Origin of the sequence: Methylobacterium ajmalii (assembly GCF_036448855.1) — a bacterium.
Classification (GTDB): domain Bacteria; phylum Pseudomonadota; class Alphaproteobacteria; order Rhizobiales; family Beijerinckiaceae; genus Methylobacterium; species Methylobacterium ajmalii.
In genome coordinates, this window is the sequence record NZ_JAZFXT010000066.1 from 46,164 (window position 1) to 68,387 (window position 22,224).

Annotated in this window: 15 protein-coding genes, 5 pseudogenes and 1 other annotated feature; of the genes and pseudogenes, 12 read left to right on the top strand and 8 right to left on the bottom strand. The window is 70.0% G+C overall.

From position 1 onward, the window contains the following. Positions 1–231: 231 nt before the first annotated feature. Positions 232–705, bottom strand: a pseudogene (locus V3T34_RS27165) (IS5 family transposase); the annotation flags it as partial. Between the two features lie 45 nt (positions 706–750). Between V3T34_RS27165 and V3T34_RS27170 the strand changes: the two are divergent. Beyond that, positions 751–2,001: pseudogene (locus V3T34_RS27170) on the top strand (IS3 family transposase). After that, positions 1,032–1,170, top strand: a sequence feature (AL1L pseudoknot). Its footprint overlaps the pseudogene before it by 139 nt. Positions 2,002–2,041: 40 nt before the next feature. On the opposite strand, the pseudogene V3T34_RS27175 reads toward V3T34_RS27170, so the two are convergent. After that, a pseudogene (locus tag V3T34_RS27175) lies at positions 2,042–2,380 on the bottom strand (transposase); the annotation flags it as partial. Positions 2,381–2,537: 157 nt separating this feature from the next. Between V3T34_RS27175 and V3T34_RS27180 the strand changes: the two are divergent. Both V3T34_RS27180 and V3T34_RS27185 read left to right on the top strand, forming a co-directional pair. After that, positions 2,538–3,223 (top strand): IS5 family transposase gene (locus tag V3T34_RS27180; RefSeq protein WP_305077303.1). Its coding sequence is split into 2 segments (ribosomal slippage): positions 2,538–2,568 and positions 2,568–3,223, totalling 687 coding nucleotides; the frame shifts between segments, so codons are not numbered across the junction. A gap of 1 nt (position 3,224) precedes the next feature. Next, positions 3,225–3,386, top strand: a pseudogene (locus V3T34_RS27185) (IS481 family transposase); the annotation flags it as partial. A 413-nt stretch (positions 3,387–3,799) separates the two neighbouring features. Here the strand turns inward: V3T34_RS27185 and V3T34_RS27190 are convergent. Both V3T34_RS27190 and V3T34_RS27195 read right to left on the bottom strand, forming a co-directional pair. Continuing rightward, positions 3,800–4,579 (bottom strand): ABC transporter permease, encoded by a 780-nt coding sequence (locus V3T34_RS27190; RefSeq protein ID WP_305077304.1) that lies wholly within the window; start codon positions 4,577–4,579, stop codon positions 3,800–3,802. Between the two features lie 105 nt (positions 4,580–4,684). Continuing rightward, on the bottom strand, positions 4,685–5,254 hold the full coding sequence (locus tag V3T34_RS27195; protein WP_407942785.1) for a peroxidase-related enzyme: 570 nt from the start codon (positions 5,252–5,254) through the stop codon (positions 4,685–4,687). Positions 5,255–5,464: 210 nt separating this feature from the next. Between V3T34_RS27195 and V3T34_RS27200 the strand changes: the two genes are divergently transcribed. The 4 genes and pseudogenes from V3T34_RS27200 to V3T34_RS27210 all read left to right on the top strand — a co-directional run bounded on the left by V3T34_RS27200 (position 5,465) and on the right by V3T34_RS27210 (position 12,195). Next, a complete protein-coding gene (locus tag V3T34_RS27200) occupies positions 5,465–10,327 on the top strand; it encodes an NAD-glutamate dehydrogenase (protein WP_305077306.1) in 4,863 nt (1,620 codons plus the stop codon). Then, a complete protein-coding gene (gene bluB / locus V3T34_RS27205; protein ID WP_305077307.1) occupies positions 10,324–10,989 on the top strand; it encodes a 5,6-dimethylbenzimidazole synthase in 666 nt (221 codons plus the stop codon). The genes V3T34_RS27200 and bluB overlap by 4 nt, the downstream gene beginning before the upstream one ends. A 100-nt stretch (positions 10,990–11,089) precedes the next feature. Beyond that, positions 11,090–11,404 (top strand): annotated as a pseudogene (locus V3T34_RS28635) (tautomerase family protein); the annotation flags it as partial. 206 nt (positions 11,405–11,610) lie between these two features. Next, a complete protein-coding gene (locus tag V3T34_RS27210) occupies positions 11,611–12,195 on the top strand; it encodes a TetR/AcrR family transcriptional regulator (RefSeq protein WP_305077308.1) in 585 nt (194 codons plus the stop codon). On the opposite strand, the gene V3T34_RS27215 is transcribed toward V3T34_RS27210, so the two are convergent. The 4 genes from V3T34_RS27215 to V3T34_RS27230 form a co-directional block, all read right to left on the bottom strand. Then, a complete protein-coding gene (locus tag V3T34_RS27215) occupies positions 12,186–12,512 on the bottom strand; it encodes a DMT family transporter (RefSeq protein ID WP_091745585.1) in 327 nt (108 codons plus the stop codon). The two genes, V3T34_RS27210 and V3T34_RS27215, sit on opposite strands and share 10 nt — an antisense overlap. Continuing rightward, entirely contained in the window at positions 12,509–13,669 is a 1,161-nt protein-coding gene (locus tag V3T34_RS27220) for an SDR family oxidoreductase (RefSeq protein ID WP_305077309.1), read from the bottom strand. The genes V3T34_RS27215 and V3T34_RS27220 overlap by 4 nt, the downstream gene beginning before the upstream one ends. 292 nt (positions 13,670–13,961) lie before the next feature. Then, the gene (locus tag V3T34_RS27225; RefSeq protein ID WP_407942786.1) at positions 13,962–15,332 is read right to left on the bottom strand and encodes an ATP-binding response regulator; all 1,371 of its coding nucleotides are present in this window, start codon (positions 15,330–15,332) and stop codon (positions 13,962–13,964) included. Continuing rightward, positions 15,329–16,492: an FIST N-terminal domain-containing protein gene (locus V3T34_RS27230; RefSeq protein WP_060848693.1), complete on the bottom strand. Its 1,164-nt coding sequence runs from the start codon at positions 16,490–16,492 to the stop codon at positions 15,329–15,331. Before V3T34_RS27230 ends, V3T34_RS27225 begins: the two co-directional genes overlap by 4 nt. A 667-nt stretch (positions 16,493–17,159) precedes the next feature. Between V3T34_RS27230 and V3T34_RS27235 the strand changes: the two genes are divergently transcribed. The 5 genes from V3T34_RS27235 to V3T34_RS27255 all read left to right on the top strand — a co-directional run bounded on the left by V3T34_RS27235 (position 17,160) and on the right by V3T34_RS27255 (position 22,205). Next, a complete protein-coding gene (locus tag V3T34_RS27235) occupies positions 17,160–17,825 on the top strand; it encodes a response regulator (protein WP_091745579.1) in 666 nt (221 codons plus the stop codon). Positions 17,826–18,034: 209 nt separating this feature from the next. Continuing rightward, complete coding sequence (locus V3T34_RS27240) at positions 18,035–20,098, top strand: carbon starvation CstA family protein (protein WP_305077310.1); 2,064 nt, start codon at positions 18,035–18,037, stop codon at positions 20,096–20,098. Between the two features lie 5 nt (positions 20,099–20,103). Further along, positions 20,104–20,322 carry a YbdD/YjiX family protein gene (locus V3T34_RS27245; protein WP_060848690.1) on the top strand — a complete coding sequence of 73 codons (219 nt, stop codon included), beginning with the start codon at positions 20,104–20,106 and terminating at the stop codon, positions 20,320–20,322. A 296-nt stretch (positions 20,323–20,618) separates the two neighbouring features. Further along, positions 20,619–21,590 carry a DMT family transporter gene (locus V3T34_RS27250; RefSeq protein ID WP_060848689.1) on the top strand — a complete coding sequence of 324 codons (972 nt, stop codon included), beginning with the start codon at positions 20,619–20,621 and terminating at the stop codon, positions 21,588–21,590. Between the two features lie 180 nt (positions 21,591–21,770). Continuing rightward, positions 21,771–22,205 (top strand): hypothetical protein, encoded by a 435-nt coding sequence (locus V3T34_RS27255; RefSeq protein ID WP_305077311.1) that lies wholly within the window; start codon positions 21,771–21,773, stop codon positions 22,203–22,205. Positions 22,206–22,224 lie beyond the last annotated feature (19 nt).

A 22,224-nucleotide genomic window follows, 5' to 3' on the forward strand; every position in this document is an offset into this window, starting at 1 on the left:
CGTGAGCCAGGATCCGTACGCATCCTGCGCCTATGGCGTCCGAAGGTGAAGCCGATTTGTTACGGTAACGAGGATGTTCCTCGGTGAGTGACTACTTGGCAGGTCCAATGGGGATTTTCGCCATGTCCCATCGACGAGGTGAGAGTGCAATACCCCCTCGGCGCGTCCAGCCTCGCCGGAGGACACCGTCAACAGGCACTGGCCGATTGGCCAAAGTCGAGCTTAGAGCGCCTAACAGAACCGTTCGAATTGGCGGAGGGTGATGAGGCTGGCCTGCAGGAACGTGAAGGCCTCGTAGATGGCGGCGCGGCGTTCGTAGCGGATGGGCAAGCGGCCGGCGCGATTGAACCAGGCATGGCTGCGCTCGACCACCCAGCGGTGCCACCCGAGCCTGTCGCTTCTCTCGATGCCATGTTGAGCAATCCGCGGCCTGACCCCGCGCGCCCGACACTCCCGCCGCCGCACGCGGGCATTATAGGCCTTTTCGGCGTGCAACTTGTCAGGCCGCTGGCGTGGACGTCCACGCCGCCCGCTGCGCACGGGCGGGATTGCGTCCAGCGTCGGGGCCATCAGCGGGCTGTCGTGGCAGTTGGCGCCGTTTACAATGGGGCCGAGCGGCGTGCCGCGCGCGTCGGTGACGAGATGACGCTTGGTGCCCACCTTGCCCCGGTCCGTCGGGATCGGGACGGTGGCAGACCCCTGAACCGCTCCGGGTTTCCCGGAGGCTCCAACTTCTGAGAGGATGGAGCCATGACGATGCGAACAGCCCCATTTTCCCCCGAGGTGCATGAACGTGCCGTGCGGATGGTGCGTGACCATGAGAGTGAGCATGGCTCGCAGTGGTCGGCGATCCAGTCGATTGCCGCCAAGATTGGTTGCTCGGGTGCGACGCTGAGGAAATGGGTGTGCCAGTCCGAGCGTGACCAGGGCGTGCGGCCTGGCCAGACGACGGACGAGCGCGAGCGGATCAAGGCTCTCGAGCGAGAGGTTCGCGAGCTGCGGCAGGCCAACGAGATCCTGCGCAAAGCGTCGGCGTATTTCGCTTTTGCCGAGCTCGACCGCCGGTCCCGGCCATGATCAGCTTCATCGATGATCATCGGGAGGCTTACGGGGTCGTCCTTCGAGAGCCTCAGGATGAGGCCGATCTGCAGGGTGCTGCCGATTGCCCCGTCGACCGACTACGCGCATGCGGCCCGACGTGCCGATCCCGAGAAGCAGCCGGTTCGTGCTCGCAGCGATGCTGCGTTGATGATCGAGATCCGGCGCGTGTTCGAGGCCAAATTCCGCGTCTACGGCGTACGCAAGATCTGGCGGCAGCTGGCCCGGGAGGGGATCGTGACGGGGCGATACACGGTGGCGCGGTTGATGCGCCAGATGGGCTTGGCGGGGGTGGTACGGGGCAGGACCGTGCGCACCACGATCCCCGACCCGGCCGCAGCCTGCCCCCTCGACCGCGTCAACCGTCAGTTCAAGGCTCCCCGACCGAATGCCTTGTGGGTCAGCGACTTCACCTGCGTGGCGACGTGGTCGGGCTTCGTCTATGTGGCCTTCGTCATCGATGTGTTCGCCCGGCGCATCGTTGGTTGGCGGGCCTTACGTAGCGCTCATGCGAGCTCCGTGCTGGATGCTCTGGAACAGGCGCGGCACGAGCGTCGCCCCGTTCAGGGCAGCGAGCTGGTGCACCACTCGGACCGTGGCTCGCAATACGTGGCTCTACGCTACGCCGAGCGCCTAGCTGGAGCCGGCATCGAGCCGTTGGTCGGCAGCGTCGGTGACAGCTACGACAACGCCCTGGCGGAGACGATCAACGGCCTGTTCAAGGCGGAGGTCATCCACCGGCGCGGGCCGTGGCGCTCCTTCGAGGCGGTCGAGTACGCCACCCTGGAATGGGTCGACTGGTACAACCACCGTCACCTCCTCGCGCCGATCGGCAACGTCCCTCCTGCCGAGGCCGAAACGCGCGATCATGCTCGCGTCGGCGACCAAGCCTTGGCCGCCTGACCCAAGACAATCAGCCTCCGACAAACCCGGGGCGGTTCACCCCTTGTTTCGCCGGCACGCTCGCGCTGTCGACGCTCGCCCGGTTCCAGTCGATCTCGCCCGCCGCGTGCAGGCGTTCAAGCAGCACCTGATACAGGCGCCGCCACACGCCGGCGGCCTGCCAGTCGCGCAGCCGGCGCCAGCAGTTCATGCCGCAGCCGCACTTCATCGCGGCCGGCAGCATCTCCCAGGGGATGCCCGAGCGCAGCACGAACAGGATGCCGGTCAGGGCGGCGCGGTTGTCCACCCAGGGACGCCCACCCTTGGGGCGAGGCGAGTGCGGCGGCAGAAGCGGGGCGATCGCAGCCCAAAGATCGTCGGGTAGAAGCGGGCGAGCCATACCAGACAACGCCCAACCGCTCCGATCGTGCCGTTCTGTTAGGGTCTATACCCGTTCAAGGCGTTGCAAGGATGAGGGAAATGTGATTCGGATTGCCTCCCAGATGGGGGAGGCTATGGCAGAGCTTTTCTAGCTGTCGGACGAACAATGGCAGCCGATGGCGCCGTTCATGCCCACCAATCAGCCCCCGCTCGTCGCAAGGACGACCGCACCATCCTGTCGGGCATCCTGCACGTCATCAAGTCCGACTGCCGCTGGAAGGATTGCCCGAGCGAGTACGACCCTCACACCACCGTCTACAACCGCTTCAACAGATGGGCGCGACGCCGCTTCTGGACCGGCATGCTGGAGGCCCTGGCCAAGGCCGGATGGTCCGGCGAAGCGGCCGCCCTCGACTCGACCTACGTCAAAGCCCAGCGCGCCGACCACGGCGGAAAAGGGGGCCCGACCACCAAGATCCACGTCCTCACCGATGTGATCGGCCGCCCCGGCGTCATCCACCTCACCCCCGGCAACGCCAGTGACGTGAAGACCGCCCCCGCCGTGCTGGACAAGGCGCCCTACCCCGTGCGCAGGCTCATCGCCGACAAGGGCTACGACGCCGACTGGCTGCGCCAGGACCTGCGCGAGCAGGGCATCAGCGTCGTCATTCCCGGCACTCGCGCCCGCAAGCGCAAGATCCGGCTGGACAAGCGACGGTATCGGGATCGCTGGCGGGTCGAGGCGTTAGTCTGCCGCCTCAAGGACTTCCGCAGCATCGCCACACGCTACGACAAGCTCGCCCGCAACTTCGCTTCGGCTCTCGCCCTCGCCCTCGCCACCGTCATCGCGTTCTGGTGCTGATCGAGTCTCGACCCTAGCATTCGTCACAGCTTACAACTTCGCCAAGCACGTCAAAGCGCTGCGCTGGAAAACCCCGTTCCAAACCATCTGTCAGGCCTGGACCAAAGATCCGGACCACTTCAAGATCGACCCGCACCAAGTCATTACGGGACCATACACCTAATCGACGAAGACTGAATCACGTTTCTTCCGACAGGCGAAGCCCTTCTTAAGCAGCCTGCTAGATTGCTGGAGTGGATTGCGGGCATGTTTGCGCCGCTCGCGATACCTCGTTCCCCTTTTTCAGAACGTCGCTGGCACGAAAAGTATGCTCCCCGGGTTTAGAGCGCGCGGTGCGGCTGGGCGGAGTGGCTTGGCCTTACCCGACATTACCTGAAATCGCATCGTCCCCGATGCCCGTGCGCGTCGCCCCACAGGATGCGCGGCGTGACCGCTACCATGGAGAGAGCAGGATCTGGTCAGACGGGCACGGATACGAGGCAGCATGGACGCTCAGCCGAGATGTTACAAACGCTCCCTTCCCAAATGACGACCCAGCCCAGCACGAGCTCCACCCGGTGGAGGCGAGGCGGATCCTCAGTTGGGGACGCGCGGCACCACGAAGCGGATACCAAGCAAGCCGATCAGCGCAAGCGATCCACTAACTATAAGGACGTACAAGACAGAAGCATCAGCTCCATACCCTACATAAAACGCTGATCGGCACACCTTGACGATATGCATAAGCGGATTCCATTGTACATACTCATAAATTACAGCCGGCATAGACTCCGTCACAAAAAGTGCACCACTGGAAAAGTACATTAAAAGCGTTGGGACGACTGCTCCGATTTGCCAGGGCGGAAAAATTTGAGAAATAAATACATTTAATAAGCCCATGGATAGCGCAAAGAAAAGCGCTAGAAGCATACTTTCACAGAATGCAAAACTGTCACTCGGTAATATTTGAGCGCCGAAGCACGCTGCGATAAAAAATACCAGCGCTATGCTAAGGCTGCTCGTGCAAATTTCTACGAGAGCACGAGACATTACGACATCAAAAAATTTTACTTGTGGGAAATAAATAAGCTGCTTGTTTTGCGCCGGCCCTTCCATCATCTTGCGCGACGCATAGTTGAGTATGATGTAGGGTGAAAGGCCAGAAACCGCGAATAATACGATACTATCACCGATGGGGGCCGGCATGCGCCGAAGCGCATAGAAGCTGGTGATGACGAGGATGTGGGCGCATGGCCACGCGACGGCGATGCTGTAGCCCCACATCGTCCCGCCGAAGCGGGTCCGGATATCGCGCAGCATGAGGGCGCCGAGCACATCCAGCTGGATCTCGAGCGCCGATTTTGCCTGGTACGCCATCCACCACTCCCGTCGGGCGAGGGGCGCGACGCGCCCTCGACCGGTTGCCCGTTCTCTTGCTGCGCCTAAGCCGACAATACGGCAGCCGGGTGACCGCCTGCGGGCTCAGCCGGCCTCGGGAAGGCCTCTCGCCTCGCCGTGGTAGGAGCGGTTCGGTCGCATGTCGACGGCCGAGGCCATGCGGTTCGACATGTTGAAGAAGCTCGCCACAGCGGAGATGTCCCACAGGTCGCGCTCGGAGAAGCCGGCGTCGCGAAGCGCGTCGCGGTCCTCCTCCTCGATCGTCCAGGGCGCCTCGGTCAGCACCACCGCGAAGTCGAGCATGGCGCGGTGGCGGGGCGAGAGGTCGGCGGCGCGGTAGTTCATCACCAGCATCTCTGCCAGCACCGGGTCGCCCGAGAGGCTGCGCACGGCAGCGCCGTGGGCGGTGAGGCAGTAGTAGCAGCGGTTCACACTCGAGACAGCGACCGCGATCATCTCGCGCTCCAGCTTGGACAGGCCGGAGGGTGCCAGCATCAGATCATTGTAGAGCGCCGCGAACGCCTCGAGCTTGGCGCCGTCATGGGCGTAGGCCAGCAGGACATTCGGCACAAATCCGATCTTTTCCCGACACTTTTCGAAGTAGACTTGCATCTCTGGCGAGAGTTCGGGCGAGTTCGGAAGGTCGAGGGCCATCACCCGTCCTTCGGTCTCCTGCGGTATCGGCCGCTCTCCGACTGTCGGCTTCGCGCCCGGCTGCTTCTTACCGTTCGACATCCTAGTGCCCTCCCGATCGGCATGCCTCACCTATAGGCAGTTTGCCTCATGATGGCGAGGTCGGCCTTGCCGGGCCGGAAGCGCTGTGCCACCGCTCGCGCCGTCACCCTCGACAGAGGACGAGCAGACGTGGAACCATCGACCGCGACCGCCACCGCCGAGGCGAAAGCCAGCCGGACCGATCTGATCGCCGCCGCTGCGGCGCTGGCGGAAGACCGGGGCGGCCCCGGCGGCTTCGTCCGCGACCTCTTCGGCCGCGTCGCCCCGGAGGATCTGACCGCCTACACGCCCGAGGCCCTGGCCGATCTGGCGCTCGCCGCTCGGGCGCACCTGGCCGCCGCGCGGCCCGGCCGCACGACGAGCGCGGTGCGGCTCTCCGACGCCGAGGTCGAGCAGGGCGGGCGCCGGCGCGACCTCACGGTGATCGAGGCGGTCAACGCCAACCGGCCGTTCCTGCTCGATTCGACCCTCGCGGAGATCGTCGCCCGCGGCTACCGCCCCCGCCTCGTCGCCCACCCGATCCTCGGCGTCGAGCGCGACGCCGAGGGCGCCCTGGTGCGGGTCGTCGGCGAGACCACCGCGCAGGAGACAGGCGGCGAGGCCGGCGGGCTCGCCCGCGAGAGCTTCATCCACGTCCATCTCGACCGCATCGACGACGAGGCGGCCCGCGCCGCGCTCCATGCCAGCCTGACCCGGGTCTATGCCGACGTCGCCGTGACGGCGGCCGACCACACCGCGATGGTCGAGCACCTGGCCGAGGCGGCCGCCGCCTACACGGACGCGCCCTCCCCCCTGGCGCCCGAGGAACGGGCCGAGGCCCGCGCCTTCCTCGACTGGCTGCGCGACGGGCATTTCGTGCTGCTAGGCCTGCGCGAGTACCGCGACGCGGACGGCGCCGACCATGCCGGCGTGCCCGGCAGCGGGCTCGGCCTCCTGCGCGACCCCGCCGTCGAGGTGCTGCGGCGCGGCGACGCCATGGTGGCGGTGACGCCCGAGATCCGCGCCTTCCTGGAAGGGCCCGAGGCGCTGATGGTCACCAAGGCGAGCCTGCGCTCGCGGGTGCGCCGGCAGGCGCATCTCGACATGGTGGCGATCAAGCTGTTCACCGCCGAGGGCGGCCTGGCGGGCGAGTTGCGCCTCGTCGGCCTGTTCACCGGCAGCGCCTATGCGAGCCGGGCCGAGGAAGTGCCGTTCCTGCGCCGCAAGGTGGCGGCGGTGCTGCGCAAGGCCGGCCTCGACCCGACGAGCCATGCCGGGCGCTCCCTCGTCCACGTCCTCGAGACCTACCCGCGCGACGACCTGTTCCAGATCGAGCCCGGCCTGCTCCTGCGCTTCGCGCTCGCCATCGTGTCGCTCGCCGACCGGCCGCGGGTGCGGGTGCTGGCGCGGCCCGACAAGTTCGGCCGCTTCGTCTCGCTGATCGCCTACCTGCCGAAGGACCGCACCGACGCCCGGCTGCAGGCCCGGATCGGCGCCTACCTGGCCGAGGCCCTGGGCGGTCGCCTCTCGACCATCGCGCCCGACTATCCCGAGGGTCCGCTCGCGCGACTCCACGTCATCGTGGCGACGCCGGACGCGCCGCCCGACGAGATCGACGCCGGCCGGCTCGAGGCCGGCATCGCGGAACTCGCCCGCACCTGGGCCGATTCGCTGCGCGACGCCCTGTCCGAATCCCGCGGGGGCGACGCCCGCGGCCTCGCCGCGGTCTACGCCGATGCCTTCCCGGCAGGCTACCGCGAGATGTATGCCGGCGCGCAGGCCCTGCCCGACATCGCCATCCTGGAGCGGATCTCGGAGGGCCAGCCCCGGGCGGTCGACCTCTTCCGGCGCCCCGGCGATCCCGAGACCCGCATCGGCCTCAAGGTGTTCTCCCGCGGCGCGGCGCTGCCGCTCTCGGAGCGGGTCCCGGTCCTGGAGAATCTCGGCTTCCGGGTCATCGACGAGCGCTCCTACCGGCTCAAGCCGGAGGGCGCCGGCGCCCGGGTGTGGCTGCACGACATGCTGCTGGAGCGCGCCGGCGGCGGGCCGGTCGACGTCGCGTCGGTCGAGGGCCCGGTCGAGGCGGCGCTGCTGGCGCTCGCCCGCGACCTCGCCGAGTCGGACGCCTACAACCGCCTGGTGCTGGAGGCCGGGCTCGGCTGGCGCGACGTCGCGCTCATCCGGGCGCTCGGCCGCTACCTGCGCCAGCTGCGCATCCGCTACGGCCAGGACTACCTCGCGGCGACGCTCGCGCGGCATCCCGCCCTCGCCCGGCGGCTGGTCGCCCTGTTCTACGCCCGCTTCGACCCCCGCCGCGACGGCGATCGGGCGGGCGCGCAGGAAGCCGTACGGGGCGAGATCGAGGCGGATCTGGCCGGAGTGACGAGCCTCGACGAGGACCGGATCCTGCGCCGCTTCGTCAACCTGGTGGAGGCGGCGCAGCGCACGAACTTCTTCCAGATCGGGCGCAACGGCCTGCCCCCTGAGACCATCGCGTTCAAGTTCCGCTGCGCCAAGGTCGACGGGATGCCGCTGCCGCGGCCGCTCTTCGAGGTGTTCGTCTACTCGCCCCGCGTCGAGGGCGTGCACCTGCGCTTCGGCTACATCGCCCGCGGCGGCCTGCGCTGGTCGGACCGGCCGGAGGACTTCCGGACCGAGGTGCTGGGCCTCGTCAAGGCGCAGCAGGTCAAGAACGCCGTGATCGTGCCGGTCGGCGCCAAGGGCGGGTTCTTCCCCAAGCGGCTGCCCCCGGCCTCCGACCGCCAGGCCTGGATGCAGGAGGGCACCGAGAGCTACCGGATCTTCATCCGCACCCTGCTCTCGCTGACCGACAACATCGTCGACGGGGCGATCGTGCCCCCGCCCGCCACCGTGCGGCACGACGCGGACGACGCCTACCTGGTGGTGGCCGCCGACAAGGGCACCGCCACCTTCTCGGACGTCGCCAACGCGCTGTCGCTCGAGGCGCGCCACTGGCTCGGCGACGCCTTCGCGTCCGGCGGCAGCCAGGGCTACGACCACAAGGTGATGGGCATCACCGCCCGGGGCGCCTGGGAGGCGGTGAAGCGCCACTTCCGCGAGGTCGACATCGACATCCAGGCCGAGCCGGTCACGGTGGCGGGCGTCGGCGACATGTCGGGCGACGTGTTCGGCAACGGCATGCTGCTGTCGCGCTGCCTGAAGCTGGTGGCGGCCTTCGACCATCGCGACATCTTCCTCGACCCCGATCCGGACCCGGCCGTGGCCTTCGCCGAGCGGCAGCGCCTGTTCGATCTGCCGCGCTCGTCCTGGGCCGATTACGACCGGCAGAAAATCTCGGCCGGCGGCGGGGTCTTCTCGCGCCAGGCCAAGACCGTGCCGCTCTCGCCCCAGATGCGCGCCCGCCTCGGGCTCGACCAGGCCGAGGCGACCCCGGCGGACGTGATGCAGGCGATCCTGCGCGCGCCCGTCGACCTCCTGTGGTTCGGCGGCATCGGCACCTACGTGCGCGCCACCTCCGAGAGCGACGACGAGGCCGGCGACCGCGCGAACGACGCCATCCGCATCACCGGCGCGGAGCTGCGCGCCCGGGTGGTGGGCGAGGGCGCCAATCTCGGCCTCACCCAGCGCGGCCGCATCGAGGCGGCGCGGCGCGGGGTGCGCCTCAACACCGACGCGATCGACAACTCGGCCGGCGTCAACACCTCGGACGTCGAGGTCAACATCAAGATCGCGCTGGCCACGCCGGAGCGCGACGGCCGCCTGAGCCCGGAGAGCCGCAACGCACTCCTCTCCGGCATGACCGAGGCGGTGGCCGACCTGGTCTTGCGCAACAACCAGCTCCAGACGCTGGCCCTGTCCCTCGCCCAGCGCTCGGCGGCGGCCGAGACGGGCTTCGCCTCCCGGCTGATGCAGACGCTGGAGGCGGACGGCCGCCTCGACCGCGGCGTCGAGTTCCTGCCCTCCGACGCGACCCTGGCGGAGCGGGCGCAAGGTGGCGAGGGCCTGACCCGGCCCGAGCTCGCGGTGCTGCTCGCCTACGCCAAGCTGTCGCTGAAGGATGCCCTCCTCGACAGCGCTGTGCCGGACGATCCCTACCTCGCCCGCGAGCTGGAGCGCTCCTTCCCGCCGGTGCTGGTGGCACGCTACCCCGACGCGGTGCAGGGCCACCGGCTGCGACGGGAGATCATCGCCACGAGTCTTGCCAACGCCATCGTCAACCGCGGCGGGCCGACCATCGTCAGCCGGCTCGCCGACGAGACCGGCGCCGAGGCCCCGGCCATCGCGGCAGCCTATGCGGTCACCCGCGACGCCTTCGGGCTGGTCGACCTCAACAAGGCGGTCGACGCCCTCGACGGTACGATCTCGGGCGACCAGCAGCTCGCGCTCTATGCCGAGCTGCAGGATCTGCTGCGCCAGCGCATGGTCTGGTTCATCCGCAACGGCGAGGCCGCCGCCGGCGGCATCGAGGCCGCGGTGCAACGCTACCGCGACGGCATCGCGGCGGTCTCGGCCGCCCTCCCGGGCGCCCTGCCCCCGGCGGCGGCCGAGGCCCTGACCCGGCGCATCCGCTCGCTCGTCGACCACGGCGTGCCGGAGGAGCTGGCCACGCGCCTCGCCGCACTCGGCGAGCTCGGCGCCGCGCCCGACATCGTCGAGGTCGCCGAGGCGACCGGACGCCCGCCGGCCTCCATCGCCGCGACCCACTTCGCGCTCGCCGACCTGATGCGCCTCAACGCCCTCGCGGCCGCCGCCCGGGCGGTGCCGGTGGCCGACACCTTCGACCGCATCGCCCTGGAGCGGGCGGTTGCCGGCATCGCCGCCGCCCATCGGGCGCTCACCGCCGAGGCCGCGGCGTTCGAGTCCGAGGGCCCGGCCGCGGTCGAGGCCTGGAGCCAGGACCGCGGCGCGGCGCTCGCCCGCATCCGCACCGCGGTCGGGGCCATCGCCGCCTCGGGCCTCACGGTGTCGAAGGTGTCGGTGGCGGCGAGCCTGCTGGGGGACCTGGCGAAGCGCGAGCCGGCACGGCCGTGACCGACCCGGCGACCACGGGCCGGTCAGTCGGCGGCCCGGAATTCGGTACCGAGTTCCGGGCCCGCTTCGCCGACCTGGTCGCCTGGCGCCGCGACGTGCGGCGCTTCCGCACCGACCCGGTGCCGGACGACGTGCTGAGGGACTGCCTGGCGCTCGCGCGCCTCAGCCCCTCGGTCGGCAACAGCCAGCCCTGGCGCTTCGTACGGGTCTCCCGGCCGGAGCGCCGCGCGGCCGTCGCGGCGAGCTTTTCGCGGTGCAACGAATCAGCGGCGGGCACCTACGACGACGAGCGCGCCATCGCCTATCGCCGGCTCAAGCTCGCGGGCCTGCGCGAGGCGCCGGTGCACCTCGCGGTGTTCTGCGACGAGGCGACGGCGTCCGGCCACGGGCTCGGCCGCGCCACCATGCCGGAGATGCTGCGCTACTCGGTCGTGACGGCGGTCCACACCCTCTGGCTCGCCGCCCGCAGCCACGGGCTCGGCGTCGGCTGGGTCTCGATCCTGTGCCCCGAGGAGGTGACGGACGCCCTCGACGTGCCGCCGAGCTGGCGGCTCGTCGCCTATCTGTGCGTCGGCTACCCGGCCGAGGAGCATGCCGACCCGGAACTGGTGCGGCACGGCTGGCAGGCGCGCGAGGCGGACGGCGCGCTTCTCGAGAGGTGAGCCGGGCGCAAGCCGGGACTGCACTCTTCACATTCGCGTACATACCAGTACGTACGATAGAAGGATCGAGGCCGCTCCCGCAGCCGCGGAGATCTCTCCCATGCCCCTGGTCACCCTCACCCTGAAGCGGAATCGCCCCGCGGAGGAGCGCCGCGCCATCGCGGATGCCGTCCACGCCGCCCTCGTCGACAGCATCGGCATTCCGGCGGACGACCGGTTCCAGGTCGTCTCGAGCGGGTTCGACGACGTGATCTACGACCCGGCCTATCTCGGCATCTCCCGCACCGACGACCTAGTGATGGTCCAGGTCCATCTCTCGACCGGGCGAAGCGTCGCGCAGAAGAAGGCGCTGTTCGCCGCCATCGCGACGGATCTCGGCGCGCTGGGCATCCGGCCCGAGGACGTGCTCGTCACCCGGTCGAGATCGCCCGGGAGAACTGGTCGTTCGGTCACGGCCTCGCCACCTACGCCGACGTCCCGCCGCCGCACCTGGCGGGTGCGGCCTGACGGCTGGCCGGGCGGCCCCCGGCGCGGCATATCGTGTCCGCCGGAGGGCCGTTCGGGGCGAGGCGAAGCGCAGGTCTTCCCCCGGACAGCCCCGCCGGCGGCGAGAGACACGAGATGGCACGGCCAGGATCATCGAAGCGCGAGGCGATCGTCGCGGCGGCGAAGGCGCTGCTGTGGGAGCGGGGCTACGAGGCGACGAGCCCGCGCGACGTGCTCGACCGCAGCGGCGCCGGCCAGGGCAGCCTCTACCACCATTTTTCCGGCAAGCGGGAGGTGGCGGCGGCCGCGCTCGCCGAGATGTCCGAGGAGGAGATCGCGGTGATCGACGCTCTGTTCTCGCCCGATACCCCGCCCCTCGACCGCGTCGGGGCCTACCTGACCCGCGAGCGGCAGGCCCTGCGCGGCTGCCGGCTGGCGCGCCTCGCCAACGAGGCGGCGATGGAGGAACCGGCCCTGCGCGAGCCGGTCGCGGCCTATCTCGGCCATATCGAGGCGGCGTTGCGGGCGAGCCTGGAGGAGGCGAAGGCGGGGGCCGACCTCCTGCCCGGGATCGAGCCCGCCCCTGTGGCCGCCGCCCTGCTGGCGATCGTCGAGGGCGGCTACGTGCTCGCCCGCGTGCACTGGGATGCGGCGGCGATGCGCGCGGCCATCGACGGCGGCGTGCAGTTGCTCGCCGCCGTGAGCCGCCCTCAGGCGTGAGCCTGGGCCGCCGCCAGGATGCCGACGCCGACCGCGATGACGCCGATGCCGAGGATCATCAGCGGCGTCACCGGCTCGCCGAACAGGATCGCGCCGCCGAGCGCCGCGCCGACCATGCCGACGCCGGCCCAGATCGCGTAGACGATCCCGATCGGCAGCATGTCCATGCTGCTCGACATCAGCCAGAGCGCGGTGCCGTAGCCCAGCGCCACCAGGACGGTCGGCCCCGGACGGGTGAGCCCGTCGGCGGCCTTGAGGGCGAGGGTCGCGGTGATCTCGGCGCCGATCGCCACCGCGAGGATCAGGAACGGGTTCATGCGCTCGCCGTCAGCGGCAGGTCCGGGGACGGGGCCGGCGCGACGAACATCTCGAGGTCGTCGGCGAACTGCTCGGCGATCTCGGGAGCGTTCTCCAGGCAGACCTTGAGGTAGTCGGTGAAGGCCGGCGGCGGCGCTAGGCCCTCCGCGAGCAGCCGCTCGTTCGAGAAGGTCAGGTCGAGGGAGCAGAAGGCGTAGTAGGCCCGCACCGCCCGCAGCATCGCCTGCTTCATGGCACCGTCGAGGCCGAAGGTCTCGGCGAAGCGCCGGCGCAGCAGCGCCCGGTCGGCGGCGAGGTCGAAGCGGCTGAAGTCGTCGCGCGGGCCGCCCGCCGGATCGGCCGCCGCGAAGGCCTGCATCAGGTCGTCCCAGCGCGAGCGGGCGCCGGCCCCGGCCGAGATGTGGTAGAGGTTGTGGGCGAGCGTCGGCTTGCGCAGGAGCCCGACGAGGCTCTCGGCGACCCAGTCGACCGGGACGATGTCGACGGCGCTCTCGGCCGCGCAAGGCACCAGGCGCAGGCGGTCGGCGGCGCGGATCACCCACAGGATGCTGGAGCTCGGCGCGGCTCCCAGCGTCGAGTGGCCGACGACGATCGAGGGACGAGCCACGATGATCGGCAGGTCGGCGAAGCTGCCGGCGAGCGAGGTCTCGGCCGCGGCCTTCGAGACCGTGTAGGCGACGAGATGACGCGCGTCGCGGGACGGGTAGTCCGCCTCCTCGACCAGGGACGGGGCTTCCGCGCCGCAGATCATCGCGGTGCTGACGTGCAGGAAGCGCACGAGGCCCGGCATGCCCCGCGCCCGGCGGGCGAGCGCCAGGGTGCCGTCGTGGTTGGTGCGGCTGACCCGCTCCTCGCCCCACCACGAGGTGTCGGCGGCCAGGTGCAGGACGTGGGTGCAGGAATCGAGCCGCGGGTCGGCGTCGAGGTCGGCGCGGGTGAAGTCGCCCGGCACCACCTCGACCGCGCGGGCGAGGCGCTGGGCGGTGAACGGGTCGGTGAAGCGCGACAGCCGCGCGGCGATGCGCTGGCGGCCCTGCTCGGCGCTGGCGCAGCGCACGAGGCAGACCCACTCGGTGCCGTCGCGCCGGCTCAGGGCCTGGTGAAGAACGGCACCGCCCAGAAAGCCGGTTGCGCCCGTCAGTAATATCCGTGCCACGCTGGACCTCCCCGCATCCATGGAGAGGTGCCACATGCCAGCGGACAAATAACCCACTTCTGCGGCACCGAACTCGTGTTCATGCAGTATGTTGCCCGGGCGCAACCGTCTATTTCTCCTTGAGCTTAGACCATTCGCTGAAAAGCCGCTCCAGAAATGCAATAGATACAATAAGGCATAGTCCGTTCGGCCTATGAAGCGACATGCACCGCCGGCAATCGACTGCAAGCCGGCAGGGCCGGCCGCGACAGACATCTTTTGGAAACATTTTCGGGACGCGCGGGCGCGCGATTCAGGCGCGGCTGAGCAGATGAGCCAGCAGCGCACGCAGCTGGGCCGGCTTCAGCGGCTTGTGGACCAGCTCGCAGCGCGCCGCCCTGACCCGCGCCTCGACCTCGGCCGAGTGGTCGGCGGTGGTGATGACGGCCGGGATGTCGTGGCCGTGGACGGCGCGCAGCCAGGCCACGGTGTCGAGCCCGCAGGCGCCGCCGTCGAGGTGGAAGTCGGCGACGACGACGTCGGGGCTCCAGGTCGTGCCGAGGAGCCGCACCAGGCTCAGGTGGTCGCGGGCCGCGAAGGCGTTGGCGTCCCAGCCGTGGAAGAGCCGCGCGAGGGCCTCGAGCGCCGGCTTGTCGTTTTCGATCAGCGCGATGCGGGCGCCGGTGAGGCTCGTCGGCGGCACCAGCGAGGGGGCCGGCCGGGGCGGCTCGGCGGCGCAGGGGGTGAGGTGGAGGCTGAAGCGCGAGCCGTGCCCGACCCGCGATTCGAGGCTCAGGCCGTGGCCGAGCGCCTGGGCCGAGCGGCGCACGATCGACAGGCCGAGGCCCAGCGCGATCTCGCCGTCGACGCTCTCGCGCCCGCCGCGGTGGAATTCCTCGAAGATCAGTTCCTGGTCGCTCTCCGGGATGCCGGAGCCCGAATCGACCACGTCGATCCGCACCGTGTCGCCGCGCTTCCTCGCAGCCACCAGCACGCCGCCGGCCGCGGTGTAGCGGATCGCGTTCGAGGCCAGGTTCTGCAGGATGCGCTGGAGCAGCACGAGGTCGCTCTTCACCCAGGTCCGGCCGCCGCGCACCGAGAAGCGCAGGCCCTTGCGGGCGGCGAGCGGGCCGAAGCTCGCCTCCAGGCTCTCCAGCACGTCGGCGACCAGGACCGGGCGCACCACCGGCTGGATCAGGCCGGCATCGAGCTTGGAGATGTCGAGGAGCGTCTTGATCAGGTCCTCGATGGTCTGCAGACCGCGCTCGACCTGGCCGACGATGCCGCGGGCCTCCGGCCCCACCGGCATGTCGGCGAGCGCCGAGAGCGACAGCCGGGCGGCGTTGAGCGGCTGGAGCAGGTCGTGGCTCGCGGCGGTGAGGAAGCGGGTCTTCGAGCTGTTGGCGCGCTCGGCCTCCTCCTTGGCGGCGGTGAGCGCCTGGTTCGAGCGCTCGAGGCTGCGCATCAGCGCGGTCAGCTCCTCGGTGCGGGTGCGGACCTGGCCCTCGAGGGTGATGGCGGTCTGGAACAGCGAGTAGGCGCTGCCGCGCTGGTCCATCCGGCGCTCGACCTGGGACATCAGCGCGGCGTTGATGCGCTCGAGCTTGGCGACGCGGACGCGCAGGGCGGCGGCCTCCGCCTCCGCCTCGGCGGCCGGGCGCGGGGGGGCGTCGTCCCGGGTCACGGGCCCGCCGGCCGGCCGATGGCGATGCCCGTGAAGGTCTGATTCAGGTGCATCGAGCGGTACTGCTCGCCGTAGGTCTCGAAGCCGACGACGTTGTAGTGCCGGTAGAGCTCGGCGATGCTGTGGCGCGCCTGGTGGATCTCGGCGTCGAGGCGGCGCAGCACGCATTCGAAGCCGATCACCAGGTCGACGCCGCCGAGCCGCGCGTCGAGACGGGCCAGCTCCTCGCGGGTCGCCTCGACCAGGTCCTTCTGGCGCGCGAGCGTCAGCACCACGCCGCTCTCGATCGCGCAATGGAAGCTCAGCGACCGGTCGGGGTTGAGGTGGCGGATCGAGCGGCAGAAATAGTCGCCGCCGACCCGCACCACGAGGGGATGCGCGGCAAAGCTCGTCGGCGTCAGGGCGTCGGGGTCGAGGCCGAGCGCGTTGGCGTACTCGACCGCCGCCGGCTCGGCGTTGAGCTCGCGCACGGTGCGCTGCTCCTGGTCGGTCTCGGTGACCACGAACTTGACGCCGGTCGGCTCGAAATTGTCGTTCTTGAAGATCTCGACCGGGAAGTCGGTCTCGATCAGCAGCAGCACCGCGGCGCGGCGATGCACCTGGCCGTCGTGGATCAGCGCGGTCTCGGAGAAGGTCAGCTCGTCCCCGGCCGAGCCGCCGACCAGCGGCACCCCGTCGAGGCCGTAGCCGACCGCGGCGATCACCGATTCCTCGGCGTTGGCGAGCCCGTCGATGAGCGAGATGGCGAAGCGCTGCCCGCCGCGGGCGATCCGGTCGAGGTCGGCGCGCAGGGCGCGGATCGAGGCGGCGGCGCGCTCGGCGTCGAGGTTGTCGACCTTCTCCAGCACCGCGGAGGCGATGCGGAACCCCTCGTGCGGGAAGGCGATCACCACGAGGCCGCGGTCGAGCCCGGCCATCGGGCTGATCTCGCCCGAGGAGGTGCAGCCGGCGATCCGCACGCCCGGGAAGGCGCGGGCGAGCGCGGCGTTGAGCGCGGCCACGCCGTAGACCGGCGAGAAGAAGATCACCAGATGGGCGATGCGGCTGACGTCGAGGGAGGCGGCGATCGCCGCAACGGCAGCCTCGGCCCCGGCCGCGTCGGTCCAGGCGGTCTGGATGCCGCAGCGATGCGACCGGGTGCGCGTATCCTCGCCCGACACTGGCCGCGCAGAACTTCCCCGCGCCAAAAGCCCCCCTCCCGCTCTTGCCGGATCCGGCCCGGCTTGTTCGTTTTTAGAGTATGCGACCAGGGCGGACGGCTGGCAACGGCGGTCACCCGCGGCGTCGGGATTTAACCCTGACGGAAATCGCCTCTAGGGCCCCGCCCCGCGTGCCGCGCCGGGACGAAACCGGGTGCGCAGGCGCGGCCGGTGCGGCGGCCGCGCCTGCGCGTCGGGAGCGGAAGGGCGATCGCCCCCGCGATCGGCGGCCGCGCCGCCCCACGCGACGCTGCCGCCAGATGCCCCGCTCGCCCCCGCCCACTCCGCGGTGAGGATGTCCTTCGGCCGCCGAGGTTGCCGGAGGATAGGACCGGGCCGCCGTCAGCCACCATAGGACCAAGGTGCAGGGATCGCCTGCTGGGGACCGCCTTTTCGCCGAGGCTCCATACCAAAGCACGGTGGCTGCTCCGGTGGGTGGATGGTAACTCTTTCCTCGACTTGCGGATGCGGCGGAATTGCTGCACCGCATCTACGAGTGCGTGCGCCGTGCGGTGGTGCGCTTGCGAGAGGATGATCCGCTGCGATGGTGGGATTGACCGGCCGGGCCCCCGAGGTGTCTCTTCCGCGGCCGGACGGGGCACCGACGCCCGTCGCGGAAGGGTCGGACATGCACCTGATCATCGTGGACGACCACCCGCTGTTTCGCGACGCGCTGAGCAGCGCGGTCCGCCTCGCCTTCCCGGCCGCCGATGTCGAGGAGGCCGACGGCATCGAGAGCGCCTGCGCGGCCCTGTCCCGCGGCCGCTCGATCGACCTGACCCTGCTCGACCTCACCATGCAGGGGGTGAACGGGTTCGACGGGCTGATCGCGATCCGCACCCGCTTCCCGCGCATCCCGGTCCTCGTCGTCTCCGGCCTCGACGACCCCCGCATCGTGCGCGAGGCCCTGTCGCACGGCGCCGCCGGCTTCGTGCCCAAGGCCGCCGGCAAGCCGGTGCTGATCCGGGCCATCACCGACGTGCTCAACGGCGCGGTCTTCGTGCCCGAGGGCCTGTCCGGCCCCGCCGAGGCCCCCGGCCGCAAGGCTGGCAAACCGCCGATCGCCGAGCGCATCGCCGAGCTGACCCCGCAGCAGGTCCGCGTGCTGCTGATGATCCGCCAGGGCAAGCTCAACAAGCAGATCGCCCACGAGCTCGGCGTCGGCGATTCCACCGTCAAGGCCCACGTCTCCGAGATCCTGCGCAAGCTCGGCGTGATCAGCCGGACCCAGATCGTCATCGAGACCGCGAACCTCGACTACGACAACATCATGTCGACGCTGCCGTCGAACTGAGGAGCCGGCGGGCGGGATTTCGCCTGCGGGTCTCCATCCGTCCGGCGGCGCCCGGCCCTGCCGAAAAACCTACGACGAAAGTCTCATTCCGGCGCGGGCGGCCCGCTCCGCGGCCGCATTGGCAGTGCGTAAGGTTTCCTTTACCCGAAAGTCGAAGGACGCCGCCGACGCCCGTTTCAGCCCGGCGGCACAGCCGGGAGGAACACCCCATGACTGCCGTCCGGAAGCACGGACCCTGGGCCCTCGTGGGCGCGCTGGGGGCGGCCGCGCTCGCGGTCGTCGCCACGCAGCGCGGCGAGAGCATCAACGCCCTCTGGATCGTCGTGGCGGCGGTGTCGGTCTACCTGATCGCCTACCGCTACTACTCGCTCTACATCGCCGACCGCATCATGCGGCTCGACCCGACCCGCCAGACCCCGGCGGTCCGGCACAACGACGGGCTCGATTACGTCCCCACCGACAAGTACGTCCTGTTCGGCCACCATTTCGCGGCGATCGCGGGTGCCGGCCCGCTGGTCGGCCCGGTGCTGGCCGCCCAGATGGGCTACCTGCCGGGCCTGCTGTGGATCCTGTCCGGCGTGGTGCTGGCCGGAGCCGTGCAGGACTTCATGGTGCTGTTCGTCTCGATGCGCCGCGACGGCCGCTCGCTCGGCGAGCTGATCCGGGCCGAACTCGGCACGATCCCGGGTGTCGTCGCGCTGTTCGGCGCCTTCCTCATCATGGTCATCATCCTGGCGGTGCTGGCGCTGATCGTCGTCAAGGCGCTGGCCGAGAGCCCCTGGGGCACCTTCACGGTGATGGCGACGATCCCGATCGCGCTCCTGATGGGCGTCTATTCGCGCTGGATCCGCCCGGGCCGCATCGGCGAGGTCTCGATCCTCGGCTTCGTGCTGCTGATGGCCGCGATCATCTTCGGCCAGAACGTCGCCGAGGACCCGGCGCTCGCCGCGATGTTCACCTTCACCGGCACGCAGCTGTGCTGGATGCTGATCGGCTACGGTTTCGTCGCCTCGATCCTGCCGGTGTGGCTGCTGCTCGCCCCGCGCGACTACCTCTCGACCTTCCTCAAGATCGGCACCATCGTGGGCCTGGCGCTCGGCATCCTGGTGCTGGCGCCCCACCTGCAGATGCCCGCGGTGACGAAGTTCGTCGACGGCACCGGGCCGGTCTGGTCGGGCTCGCTGTTCCCGTTCCTGTTCATCACCATCGCCTGCGGCGCGGTCTCGGGCTTCCACAGCCTGATCTCGTCGGGCACCACCCCGAAGCTGATCGACAACGAGGTCAACGCCCGCTTCATCGGCTACGGCGGCATGCTGATGGAGTCGTTCGTCGCCGTGATGGCGCTCGTCGCCGCCACGGTGATCGATCCGGGCGTCTACTTCACCATGAACTCGCCGGCGGCGGTCGTCGGCACCACGCCGGAGAGCGCGTCGGCGGCGGTCACCGCCATGGGCTTCCCGATCTCGGCCGAGACCATCAAGCAGACGGCTTCCGACGTCGGCGAGCACACCGTGATCTCGCGGGCCGGCGGCGCGCCGACGCTCGCGGTCGGCATGGCCCACATCATCTCGAGCGTCGTCGGCGGCAAGGCGATGATGGCGTTCTGGTACCACTTCGCCATCCTGTTCGAGGCCCTGTTCATCCTCACCGCCGTCGACGCGGGCACCAGGGCCGGGCGCTTCATGCTCCAGGACCTGATCGGCGTCGCGGTGCCGGCCTTCAAGGACACCGCCTCCTGGGGTCCGAGCATCGTGGCGACGGGCCTGTGCGTCGCGGCCTGGGGCTTCTTCCTCTACCAGGGCGTGACCGACCCGCTCGGGGGCGTGAACACCCTGTGGCCGCTCTTCGGCATCTCCAACCAGATGCTGGCGGCGATCGCGCTGACGCTCTGCACCGTCGTCATCTTCAAGATGAAGCGGGAGCGCTACGCCCTCGTCACCATCGTGCCGACGCTCTGGCTCGTCGCCTGCACCCTGACGGCTGGCCTCCAGAAGGTTTTTTCCGCCGATCCGCGGGTGGGCTTCCTGGCCCATGCCGAGCGCTACGCGACCGCGCTGGCCGAGGGCAAGGTGCTGGCGCCGGCCAAGACCGCCGACCAGATGCGCCAGATCGTCCTCAACGACCGGATCGACGCCGTGCTGGCGCTGGTCTTCGTCGGGGTCGTGGTGGCGATCATCGCCTTCGGCGTCCAGGCCTGCCTGAAGGCCTACCGCACCGACCGCTGGACCGCCGTCGAGGCGGACCCGCGGGCGATGCCGGCGGCGGCGGAGTGAACCCGATGGGCGCCGAGACCTTACGGGATCGCTGGGCGACCCTGACGCGCTGCGTCTGCGACGGTGCGCGCCTGATGGTCGGACAGGGCAACTACGACACCTACGTCGCCCATATCCGCAAGACCCACCCCGACCAGCAGCCGATGACCGCGACGGAGTTCTTCCGCGAGCGGCAGAACGCCCGCTTCGGCGTCGGCGGCCGCGGCGGCTTCCGCTGCTGCTGACGCCTCTCGCCCGCGCGGGGCAGGTTAACCCTGCGCGGGCGAAACAACACGCAATTGCGGATCGGGTTCCGGCGAAGACGAAACCCGTTCATGTTTCTTTCAGGAGACACCCTTAGGCCTTGCGGCAGGATGATGGCGGCGACCTCGCAAGTCGCCGCCGCCGCGACACGATCGGGTAAAGCACGCCTTAACTAGGGCTGACCCGACAGCATGGCCGTAGCGCGCAATCGGCACGGCTTGGTTCGACGGGGCGGTGGTAATCAGAAGGTCCCTTCCCGACACCGCCGTACACGCCCGTGGCCACCCTCAGCCTTCCCGTCGCCGTCCCCTCCGCCCGCCCGGCCCTGCCGGCCCTGCTCGGCGACCAGCCGCTGCGCGGCATCGTGCTGGTGGTGCTCTCCACCGTCTTCCTGTCGAGCTCCGACGCCACGGCGAAGTACCTCACCGGACAGCTCTCCGGGATCGAGGTGGCGTGGCTGCGCTACGTCGGCTTCCTCGCCGTCATGCTGGCGGCGGCCGTGGTGCGGGCGCACCTCAAGCGCGGCGCCTCGCCGTTCCGCAGCGCCCGGCCGGGCCTGCAGGTGGTGCGCGGCGTCGCCCTCGTCGGCTCGTCGCTGCTGTTCCTCGCCGGCCTGCGCATCCTGCCGGTGGCCGAGACCACCGCCATCGCCTTCGTCTCGCCGATCTTCGTCACCGCCCTGTCGATCCCGGTGCTCGGCGAGAAGGTCGGCGCCCGGCGCTGGGCCGCCGCCTTCGTGGGGCTGCTCGGCGTGCTGATCATCGTGCGGCCGGGCACCAGCGCCTTCCAGGCCGCGGCCCTGCTCCCGATCGTCTCCGCCCTGTTCTGGGCCGCCGCCCTCGTCGTCACCCGCAAGATCAACGGCTACGACGCGCCCCAGACCACCATGACCTGGTCGGCGGTCGTCGGCTTCGTGATCCTGTCGGCGCTCGTGCCCTTCGTCTGGGAGACGCCGAACCTCAACCAGGTCGCGATCGGCGCCGCCATCGGCTTCATCTCGACCGCCGGGCACTGGATCGTCACCATCGCGTACCGCCACGCCCCGGCTTCGACCCTGGTGCCGTTCTCCTACAGCCAGATCATCTGGGCCGGCCTTCTCGGCTTCACGTTCTTCGGCACCGTCCCGACCGCCTGGATGGGCCTCGGCGTCCTGGTGATCTGCGGCAGCGGCCTCTACACCGCCCACCGCGAGCGGATGCGCCGCGTCCCGGCCCCGACCGGGGTGCTGCCGGCGGGCGGGGTGCGCTGACGCCACTCCGTCGAACTCGCTCCAACCTGGAATCCATCAGGCGGCCGATCGCATCGGCCGCCTGAATTTTACCGGGGCTTTCCATCGGCATGCCGCTCCGCTCTCCGATCGACGGGAGGGCAATGCAGCCGGACAATCGCCGGCGGAGAGCGGATCGGCTCTCCTCGGCGGAGGAGCGGCGTGAAGTACGTCATCGCCCTGCCTGCAATGTCCTTCACGTCCGTCGGCCTGTTCGAGACCTTCCGTGCGATGCTGTCCGGCAGTTTGGCTCCCGCCATCGTTCCCCTGGCGGCGGGACCGGCCGCATGGTCGTCGATGGTCATCCCGCTCGTCTTGCCGCCCGTCGAGACGCACGTCGCGGGCGGTCCGCGCTTCGGCTGGCTCGTCTGCGCGCAGGCGGGCCCGTCCCTGGCGATCCGTGACGGTCTCCCGTTCTTGCGCCTGCCGGGCGGCCACGGCGATCTCGTGCTCGTCGTCCTGCTGGCCATTCCGACGGTCGCCGTGACCCTGGTGACGGCCCGCTCCCTCTTTACGCGGGCGGAGATGGACGCCGCAATCAAGCGCGGCAGCCGGAACGGACAGGTCGCCCAGGCGCGAAGGGCTCCACCCGCCTGACCCCTCTCCCAGCCCTTCC

What these genes read in the sequence shown, in the direction of transcription:
- V3T34_RS27240 (WP_305077310.1), top strand. Translation starts at nt 18,035, where the DNA reads ATGACTGCCGTCCGGAAGCACGGACCCTGGGCCCTCGTGGGCGCGCTG.
- V3T34_RS27210 (WP_305077308.1), top strand. Translation starts at nt 11,611, where the DNA reads ATGGCACGGCCAGGATCATCGAAGCGCGAGGCGATCGTCGCGGCGGCG.
- V3T34_RS27190 (WP_305077304.1), bottom strand. Translation starts at nt 4,579, where the DNA reads ATGGCGTACCAGGCAAAATCGGCGCTCGAGATCCAGCTGGATGTGCTC.
- V3T34_RS27245 (WP_060848690.1), top strand. Translation starts at nt 20,104, where the DNA reads ATGGGCGCCGAGACCTTACGGGATCGCTGGGCGACCCTGACGCGCTGC.
- V3T34_RS27195 (WP_407942785.1), bottom strand. Translation starts at nt 5,254, where the DNA reads ATGGCCCTCGACCTTCCGAACTCGCCCGAACTCTCGCCAGAGATGCAA.
- V3T34_RS27215 (WP_091745585.1), bottom strand. Translation starts at nt 12,512, where the DNA reads ATGAACCCGTTCCTGATCCTCGCGGTGGCGATCGGCGCCGAGATCACC.
- V3T34_RS27235 (WP_091745579.1), top strand. Translation starts at nt 17,160, where the DNA reads ATGCACCTGATCATCGTGGACGACCACCCGCTGTTTCGCGACGCGCTG.